Raw genomic sequence first — 8,874 nt, forward strand, 5'->3', positions numbered from 1 at the left:
GCTGGCTGGCCTCTGGGAGCTGGTCAGGATCGCCAAGCCGGGCGACAAGCAGGAGCTGTGGATCCTTTTCAAGAAGCGGGGCGACGCGTTCGCACGGCCGAGAGCGGCCTACGACGTGGTGACCGCACTGCCGGACAGCGTCATCGCCAAGCCCTTGGCTGCGCCCGCCTCGAGTTCCTACCGGCCACCGCAACCCGCATCAGCCCCGAAAGGCAGCGCCACGTCCGTCTCCGGCCGATCGAAGACGTCCAGGGCGAGCAGCGCCGTTCCAGGCGCCATCAAGGCTCCGCTGCCCGAGAAGATGTCGCCGCAGCTTGCGACGCTCGCCACGGGCGTCCCCGCATTCGGGCAGTGGATCTACGAGATCAAATTCGACGGCTACCGATTGATGTGCCGCATCTCGGATGGCAAGGCATCGCTCATCACCCGAGGCGGCCACGACTGGTCTGCCAAGATGCCCGGCCTGGTCGCCGAGCTGCAGGGCCTCGGGCTGAAGTCCGCATGGCTCGACGGCGAGATCGTTGTGTTCGGCGACGACGGGCTGCCGAGTTTCAACGCGCTGCAGAAGTCTTTCGACCGCCCCACCGTTTCGGCCGGGATCGACTACTTTGTCTTCGACCTTCCCTACTTCGAAGGCTACGACCTGAGGGCAGTCGAGCTGATCGAGCGACGCCGCTTGCTGAAGGCTTTCCTCGAAGAAAAGGGCAGCGAGCACGTCCGCTTCAGCGCCGACTTTCCCGGCGACGCGGCCTCGGTGCTCCAGTCGGCAGTCAAGCTGGGCCTGGAGGGCGTGATGGCCAAGCGCAGCGACGCGCCCTATTCATCGACACGCTCCGAGGCCTGGCTCAAACTCAAATCCAAGCTGCGCCAGGAGTTCGTCGTCTGCGGCTACACCGACCGCAGCGACGGATCGCCGCAGATCGGCAGCCTGCTGCTGGGGCTCTACGACGACGCGGGCGAACTCGTCTCGGTCGGCAGCGTCGGCACCGGCTGGAATGCCGAAGAAGCGGCTCGGCTCAAGAAGAAGCTGGCCAAGCTGGAGATCGCGAAGGCACCATTCCCCGCCGGTGCGGCCAAGCCGGGTCGATGGTCCCGCCGCCCAGTGGGCAGCGAGCGATGGGTCAAGCCGCGCGTCGTGGCCGAAGTGGAGTACCGCGAGATGACGCCGGACGGCCAGATTCGCCACGCCTCCTACGTCGCGCTGCGTACCGACAAACCCGCAAAGGCCATCCGCAGGGAGATCGCCAGGACGCCAGCTGGCGGCTTGCCCGTGATGTCGTCGGCAGCCGCCATCCGGGTCACGCACGGCGAGCGGGTCATCGACGCGAGCACGGGACTGACCAAGCTCGACCTCGTGCGCTACTACGAGTCGGTGGCCGACTTCATCCTGCCGCACTTAAAGGGAAGGCCGTGTTCGCTGGTTCGCGGACCGACGGGTGTGGACGGTTCGCTGTTCTTCCAGAAGCACAGTGAGCGTACGGCGATCCCCGGGCTCAAGAACATGGATCCGGCGCTGTGGCCGGGGCATGACGCGCTGCTCGAGGTCGATACCGTGCAAGCCCTCGCCGGCGCCGCGCAGATGAATGCCATTGAGTTCCACACCTGGAATTCGACCGACAAGAACATCAACGCGCCGGACCGGATGATCTTCGACCTCGACCCCGGTGAAGGCACGGCATGGGGGCACGTCCAGGAGGCAGCGACCCTCGTGCGGGGCCTCTTGCAGGAACTCGGGCTCGAGGCCTGGCTGAAGACCAGCGGAGGCAAGGGCCTGCATGTGGTCGTGCCTTTGACCCCGAAGCTCGACTATGACGCGGTGAAGGACTTCTCCCAGGCCATCGTGCAGCATCTTGCCCGGGTGATCCCTGCAAGGTTTGTCGCCAGGAGCGGGCCGTCGAATCGCGTCGGGAAGCTGTTCGTGGACTACCTGCGCAATGGGCATGGTGCGACGACCGCCGCGGCGTTCTCGGCACGCGCGAGGGCCGGCCTGGGCGTGTCGATGCCGGTCGCATGGGATGCCCTGTCCAAGCTCAAAGGGGGCGCGCACTGGAACATCGCCACCGCGCGGGAGCATCTGTCGTTCCAGAGTTCAGATCCCTGGGCGGGATACTGGAAGAAGAAGCAGACCCTGAACGCGGCAATGAAGACGCTGGGGTTCAGGCCAGCAGCGTCGCGCCGCGGGGGCAGGTGAGCAGCGATGCGAATCGCGACCTGGAACATCAACAACATCCATTCGCGCTTGCCGCTGTTGCTGGCGTGGCTGGACGCGACCCGGCCGGACGTCGTTGCCTTGCAGGAGATCAAGTCCACCGAGCGGGACTTTCCCATGGCGGAACTCCAGTCGGCGGGCTACGGCGCATTGGTCGTCGGACAGAAGACGTGGAATGGCGTCGCGCTGCTGGCTCGCGGATCCGACCCTGTGCTCATCCGGCGCGCACTGCCGGGGGACCCACAGGACGCTCAGGCCCGGTACCTGGAAGCGGCCATCGGGGGCGTCATCGTGGCGTCGCTGTACCTGCCCAATGGCAATCCCTGGCCGGGGCCGAAGTTCGACTACAAGCTTGCGTGGTTCGAACGCCTCATCGCACACGCGGCCGAGTTGTGGAAGACGGATCATCCGGTCGTTCTCGCAGGCGACTACAACGTCGTTCCCACCGACGCCGATATCTACTCGCCAAAAACATGGCTCGACAATGCCCTGCTCCAGCCAGAGCCGCGGGAGGCCTACCGCCGGCTGCTAGAACAGGGCTGGACCGATGCCCTGCGCAAGCTGCATCCGCAGGAGCCGGTGTACACCTTCTGGGACTACCGCCGAAACCGCTGGGCGCGCAATGCGGGGTTGCGGATCGACCATTTGCTGCTCAGCAAATCACTGAAGGCCAGGCTCGTCGGCGCAGGGGTCGACAAACCGGTTCGGGGGATCGAAGGAGCCAGCGACCACGCGCCGGCTTGGGTCGACTTGGCTTGATGCCGTGGCGCGGTCTGCATTCCGTCAACTCACGCCGATCCGGCACGCGGTTGGCCGAGGAAGAATCGGACCATCTCGGCTGAAGCGTCAGGTCCCGCGCCGTCCGTGTAGGACCCGCTGGCGTGACCGCCAGACCAGGCATGTCCCGCACCATGCAACACCCATGACTCGATGCGCGGGTGTCCCGCCGCGTCCGCGTGCACGGTGCGGCTGAAGGCGCGTCCTCGCGGCGTCTTGCTTTCGTGGATGCTTACGCGCAGCGCTGACTCGCCCAACGTTGCCGCATGGGCGCTGCAGGCTTGCTGAATGATTTCGGCCCCGTTCGCCTGTCTCACCGTGTGATCCCGGTCGCCATGAAAAACGATGATGGGCACGGCATGCAAGACTTTCGTGTGCGGCGCAGATGCCGTGCCCGGCAGGTTCGCCGGGCCACCCATCGAACGGCGGCTCGCCTTCATGGCGGCCAGGGCGGAGGGGATGTCGTGCGCCGCGCGGTACGGCAGGCCGGAATGGGCACCGATCGCGGCGTAGAGATCGGGATAGGTCTCGCCCATGACCACCGCCATGGCCGCACCAGCCGAGAGCCCCGCCACGAAGATGCGGCGTGGGTCCACGAGGTGATGCAACGCGACCTCGCGCGTGATGCCGGCAATCAGCGAAGGCTCGCCGCTGTCGCGCATCTGATCTTGCGCATTGAACCAGTTCCAGCACTTCGATGCGTTCGCGTTCGCTGCCTGCTCTGGGTAGACGACGAGGAACCCATGCTCTTCGGCCAGCCGATTCATCTGCGTGCCGGCTGCGAAGTCGTCGGGCGATTGGGTGCAGCCATGGAGCATCACGATCATCGGCACCGGCGTTTCCGGAATGCGCGTGGGCACATAGAGCTTGTAGGCTCGTTTTCCTGCTCGATTGCTGAACTCGCGCGTCACGAACTGTCCTGGCGCTGGAGGCTCGTTCGTGACTGGCGCGCGACGCGTCGCAGTGCCTTCGTCCGGCGTTGTGCTCACGACGCGTGCCACCACGTCGATGACCGAGGAGTCAACGCCCTGTGGCGCCGGTGCGCTCTCCATACCGGCCGATGCGAGCGCCCGCCGGATGGTTTCAGTCACGTCCAGCATCGGCCCCGACTTGGTCTGCAGGCCGGCCGACGCAAGGGCGCGCTCGATCGTTTCGGTGATGTTGGTGCTGTTGAAGGCTGGTGCCCGTGGTGCGAAACGGTGGTTCATGAGGAGCTTTCTGCTGAAAGTGGAAGAGTTAAATCATTCGATCGGCCAGTGCGCGGCGCACTGCAGCGCTGGCATGGAAAGCGCCAAGGACCGAAACCGATTCAATGGCAGCGCGGGCCAACTCCGGCGTGACGTCGTCGGCAATGCGTGCGAGCCCGACGACCTGTAGCCGCAAGCGCTCGCCGCTGGCGGCTGCGCGCTCCAGGTCAGCCCGGCTGCAGTCCAACAGCCCGACCATCAAGGTGCGGCGGGAGACGGTCTGCTTGAGGGCATCCGCGTGCGAGACCAGCTGGTTTCGTACGGCGGTACGAACCAGGTCGGAGCGGTTTGAATAGAAGCCCTCCTGCACCAGCAGGTCGACTTGGCCGAGATCGACGACACCCATGTTGATGGTCATCTTCTCCGTCTCGCCGACCCGTTGTCTGGGTTCGATCACCTTGCTCAGCATTGTTAGCCATCCATATGGAATCTATTTGGATGTCCATTAGAGCATATTTTTGGCACTAGGGTGCGATGCGCGGGAGAAGAGGCAGGCGTTCGACGTCGCGCTCGCGCAGTGATGCGATGCCCTCGGTAGCGCGCGCGGGATGCCGTTGCGGCGCAGAGCATGAATGACGTGAGTGCCAGGCTGGCGCCGACCGAACTCGGGGGCTGCCCGGATAGGTGCCCGCTTTGTGCGGTTCGGCTGGCCCGGGTGTCCCGACGTTCTGGGACAAATGTGGACGGCCGCCTATTGCGGGTGGAAGTAAAGGGACCGACTGGCAGGCTTCGGCCAAAGCAGGTGGTATTTCTGGAGCGCATTCGTGTCGCTGGCGGGGTGGCCTTCATGGCCCGGGACTGCCGCGACGTGTTGTGCGAGTTGAAGTGAAGGAGAAGCCATGTCCACCATCGAACGCCGTGTCACCGAACTTGAGCGCACCGCGCTCAATGAGGCGCCGCTGAAGTGATGCTGAAAAAGCGACCGGGCGACAGCAGCGGGGCCGCGCGGCTTCTGTTGGAGCGAACTGTCGCCCCCCTGAAGGCGACGGAGCCCACCGTCCTCGTGCAGATGCCCGACAACACGCTTACGGATCAAGGCCGGGCTGTGCTGGCCGCGGTGGCCGCAGGCACGATGGCGCCCACTCAAGGAGCCGCGCTGCTTGCATCCCCTGGGCACCCTCGCCAAGCTCACAGAGGTCGCGCGGGACTCGTCCATTTAGGCCAGATCGACACATAGAGGGTGCTCGAGCGCATCCAGCGCGTTGCCGAGACTGCGGCCGATGAGGAACTCCATCGACAGGTAGTAGACACGCGCACCTTGGCGGCGCGCTCGGCGGCCTGCGTGTGCACCCAGCGCTCGGCCAGCTGCTGACGCGCCTCATGCGCCACGGCGCGCATCAGTTCGGACGGCGCGGCCTCCTCCGGCGACACGCCCACCGTGGTGACCAAGTGATGGTTCAGCTCCGACAACGCGGTGCGGTCGCTGCGATTCCTGCGGTCGAATTTCATCGGTGGGTTGCCCCTCAGCAGTTGCGGCACGTGGCGAGTACCGACGCAGTGATTGCGCTAGGTCGCCGCGGCGTGCACCATCCAGCGTGCCACCGGCCCTTCGGAGACGACATGCATTCTGCGGAACTGGCTCGCAATCTGGATCTCCCGAAACGAGCCGTCGCGCTGGTGCTTGCGGGGGGACGCGGGAGCCGGCTTAAAGATTTGACCGACCGCCGCGCGAAACCGGCGGTGTACTTCGGCGGGAAATTTCGGATCATCGACTTTACGCTGTCGAACTGCATGAACTCCGGGCTGCGGCGCATCGGCGTCATCACCCAGTACAAGTCGCACAGCCTGCTGCGCCACCTGCAGCGCGGCTGGGCCTTCCTCAAAAGCGAGATGAACGAATTCGTCGATCTCCTGCCCGCTCAACAGCGGCTCGACGAGGAGTCGTGGTACCGCGGCACCGCCGACGCCGTGTGGCAGAACCAGGACATCATCGACGGCTACGACGCCGACTACGTGTTCGTGCTGGCCGGCGACCACATCTACAAGATGAACTATGCGCTGATGCTCGCCGACCACGTGGCCAGCGGCGCCGAATGCACCGTCGGCTGCTTCGCGGTGCCGCGCGAGCAAGCCACCGCCTTCGGCGTGATCGCGGTCGATGAGCAGATGCGCATCGTCGATTTCGTCGAGAAGCCCGCCGATCCGCCGGCCATGTCCGGCCGGCCTGACATGGCGCTGGCCAGCATGGGCATCTACGTCTTCAACCGACAGTACCTGAACGACGAACTGAAGCGCGACATCGAAGATCCCGGCTCGTCGCACGATTTCGGCAAGGACATCATTCCCGCTGCGGTACGCAACCGGTGCGCGGTGGCCCACCCGTTCAGCCTCAGCTGCGTGTCGACCCACCAGGGCGACGAGCCCTACTGGCGCGACGTCGGCACGATCGACGCCTACTGGGACGCCAACATCGACCTCACTGCCACCGTGCCGCAGCTCGACCTGTACGACACGCGCTGGCCGATCTGGACCTACCAGCAGCAGTTGCCGCCTGCCAAGTTCGTGCACAACCAGCCCGATCGCCGCGGCTCGGCGGTCGAGTCGATGGTATCGGGCGGCTGCATCGTCTCGGGCGCAGTGTTTCGCTCCGTGCTGTTTTCCAGCGTGCGCGTCCATTCGCACGCCAAGGTGGACTGGGCCGTCGTCCTGCCCGGCGTGGAAGTCGGGCGCGGCGCGCGCATGACACGCGCGGTGATCGACCGTGGCTGCATCATCCCGGACGGCATGGTGATCGGCGAAGACCCCGCGGAGGACGCCAGGCGCTTCCATCGCAGCGAGAGCGGCATCACGCTCGTCACCCGCGAGATGCTCGCGCGGCTGGTTTGAAGGCGTCCGCCGCTGTGCCGAGAGTGCTCCAGTTGGCAGCGGAGATCTATCCGCTGGTCAAGACCGGTGGCTTGGCCGACGTGGTCGCCGCACTGCCGCCGGCCCTTGTTCGTGCCGGCGCGGACGTGCGCCTGCTGCTGCCCGGCCTGCCCGCCATCGCCGAAGCCCTGCTGCAACCGGACACGGTTGGCGAGATCGGCCCGGCCTTCGGAGCCGCCCGCATCACGCTGCGACTCGGCCGCCTGCCGGGCAGCCCCGTTCTGGCCTATGTGGTCGATGCGCCCTACCTGTACCGCCGCGGCGGCGGCCCGTACCAGGACGACCGCGGAGCGGATTGGCCGGACAACCTGCAGCGCTTCGCACTGCTTGGCTGGCTGGGCACCCACCTCGCCGCCGGTGAGCTCGACCCGGGCTGGACGCCGGACGTCGTGCACGCGCACGACTGGCATGCGGCGATGGCCTGCGCCTACATGCGAGCACATCCGGCAACCCGCGCCACGTCGGTCTTCACGGTTCACAACCTGGCGTATCAGGGACTGTTTTCGCCTGGCGACTTCGGTGCCCTCGCGCTGCCGCCGCACTACATGAGTCCGGAAGGCCTCGAATTCCACGGCCAGCTATCGTTCATGAAGGCTGGACTCAAATTTGCCGACCGCATCAGCACCGTGAGCCCGACCTACGCCAGGGAAATTGCCACGCCCGAATTCGGCTGCGGCTTGGACGGCGTGATCAGGGCTCGCCAATCCGACGTGTCGGGCATCCTCAACGGCGTCGATCGCGACGTGTGGAGCCCGGAGAGCGACCCCGGACTCGCGTCGCGCTACAGCGCGGAGCGACCTCAGGGCAAGCGCGAATGCAAGGCTGCGCTGCAGCAGGAAATGGCGCTCCCGCCCGACGCCGGCGCGCCGCTGCTCGCGGTAGTCAGCCGCCTGAGCGGGCAGAAGGGGCTCGATCTGGTACTGGGCGTGTTGCCGGCGCTGCTGCGGCTCGGCGCGCAACTGGTCGTGGTCGGCACCGGCGAGCCGGCCCTCGAAGCCGCGTTGCGCGACGCCGCGCGGGCTGAACCGCTTCGCGTGGCGGTGCGCCTCGTCTACGACGAAGCGCTGGCCCATCGCGTCATCGCCGGCGCCGACGCGATCCTCGTGCCCTCGCGCTTCGAGCCTTGCGGGCTGACGCAGATGTACGGCCTTCGCTACGGCACGCTGCCACTCGTGCGAAGTGTCGGCGGCTTGGCCGACACCGTGGTCGATGCCAGCGCGGCGAACCTGCGCAACGGCACGGGCACCGGTTTCGTGTTCAACGATGCCACGCCAGCCGCACTTGAACAAGCCGTCGAACGCCTCGTGGCGCTGTACCACCGCCCCAGCGACTGGCAGCAAGCCATGCGGCGGGCGATGGCCGAGACGTTTTCGTGGGATCAGGCAGCTGTGCAATACATGGCGCTGTACCGCGGCGCCATGACCGCTAACCGATGACAGCCCGATCCCGCGTCCCGGACCGAGCGAAGGTGGCCCATCGATGCCCGCACGCAGGCTCGCCTTGTCCTGGCGGTGCGCCCCTCCCGCGCAGCCTTTGCGACCGTGGTTAGCGGACGTCGAACGTGGCTGCCTGCAGTGGCGGCTTGTGGTCCGCCGCCTGCTCCCCGGCTTCGCGCGGCTCGTAGCCGCTGGGACGGAACTGCGAGGTGGCCCCCGCCTGGCGCTGCTCGTACTGGCTCACGCGGAACAGACGTTCGTCAACGCCGCGCACGAACAGGATGAACAACGAGGCAACGAGCGACGCAAGGGCCAGCACGCCGAGCGCCAGCCCCGAAAT

The 8,874-nt window shown here is 66.4% G+C and carries 8 protein-coding genes; 4 read left to right on the forward strand and 4 right to left on the reverse strand.

Annotated elements, in window-relative coordinates; translation table 11 throughout:
* Together ligD and H0W38_RS10125 are read left to right on the forward strand one after the other, a co-directional pair.
* A partial coding sequence (ligD, locus tag H0W38_RS10120; protein WP_292453481.1) for a DNA ligase D occupies positions 1–2,191 on the forward strand: 2,191 nt, incomplete at its 5' end.
* Positions 2,192–2,197: 6 nt separating this feature from the next.
* Complete coding sequence (locus tag H0W38_RS10125; RefSeq protein ID WP_292453483.1) at positions 2,198–2,968, forward strand: exodeoxyribonuclease III; 771 nt, start codon at positions 2,198–2,200, stop codon at positions 2,966–2,968.
* 29 nt (positions 2,969–2,997) lie between these two features.
* Here H0W38_RS10125 and H0W38_RS10130 read toward each other — a convergent pair whose 3' ends face one another.
* The 3 genes from H0W38_RS10130 to H0W38_RS10140 form a co-directional block, all read right to left on the reverse strand.
* The gene (locus H0W38_RS10130; RefSeq protein ID WP_292453485.1) at positions 2,998–4,194 is read right to left on the reverse strand and encodes a PHB depolymerase family esterase; all 1,197 of its coding nucleotides are present in this window, start codon (positions 4,192–4,194) and stop codon (positions 2,998–3,000) included.
* 28 nt (positions 4,195–4,222) lie between these two features.
* Positions 4,223–4,642 (reverse strand): CopG family transcriptional regulator, encoded by a 420-nt coding sequence (locus H0W38_RS10135; protein WP_292453488.1) that lies wholly within the window; start codon positions 4,640–4,642, stop codon positions 4,223–4,225.
* A gap of 719 nt (positions 4,643–5,361) precedes the next feature.
* A complete protein-coding gene (locus H0W38_RS10140) occupies positions 5,362–5,682 on the reverse strand; it encodes a hypothetical protein (RefSeq protein WP_292453489.1) in 321 nt (106 codons plus the stop codon).
* Positions 5,683–5,793: 111 nt separating this feature from the next.
* Here H0W38_RS10140 and glgC point away from each other — a divergent pair, with 111 nt between their 5' ends.
* Together glgC and glgA are read left to right on the forward strand one after the other, a co-directional pair.
* The gene (gene glgC, locus H0W38_RS10145; protein WP_292453491.1) at positions 5,794–7,059 is read left to right on the forward strand and encodes a glucose-1-phosphate adenylyltransferase; all 1,266 of its coding nucleotides are present in this window, start codon (positions 5,794–5,796) and stop codon (positions 7,057–7,059) included.
* Between the two features lie 14 nt (positions 7,060–7,073).
* Positions 7,074–8,534, forward strand: coding sequence for a glycogen synthase GlgA (gene glgA, locus H0W38_RS10150; protein WP_292453493.1), 1,461 nt, complete (start codon positions 7,074–7,076; stop codon positions 8,532–8,534).
* Positions 8,535–8,643: 109 nt separating this feature from the next.
* On the opposite strand, the gene H0W38_RS10155 is transcribed toward glgA, so the two are convergent.
* On the reverse strand, positions 8,644–8,874 hold a 231-nt coding region (locus H0W38_RS10155; RefSeq protein WP_292453494.1), incomplete at its 5' end, for a hypothetical protein.

The organism is Methylibium sp. (assembly GCF_013817365.1).
Classification (GTDB): Bacteria; Pseudomonadota; Gammaproteobacteria; order Burkholderiales; family Burkholderiaceae_C; genus Methylibium.

Coding starts and splice junctions, on each gene's coding strand:
- glgC (WP_292453491.1), top strand. CDS start 5,794: ATGCATTCTGCGGAACTGGCTCGCAATCTGGATCTCCCGAAACGAGCC.
- H0W38_RS10140 (WP_292453489.1), bottom strand. CDS start 5,682: ATGAAATTCGACCGCAGGAATCGCAGCGACCGCACCGCGTTGTCGGAG.
- H0W38_RS10135 (WP_292453488.1), bottom strand. CDS start 4,642: ATGCTGAGCAAGGTGATCGAACCCAGACAACGGGTCGGCGAGACGGAG.
- H0W38_RS10130 (WP_292453485.1), bottom strand. CDS start 4,194: ATGAACCACCGTTTCGCACCACGGGCACCAGCCTTCAACAGCACCAAC.
- H0W38_RS10125 (WP_292453483.1), top strand. CDS start 2,198: ATGCGAATCGCGACCTGGAACATCAACAACATCCATTCGCGCTTGCCG.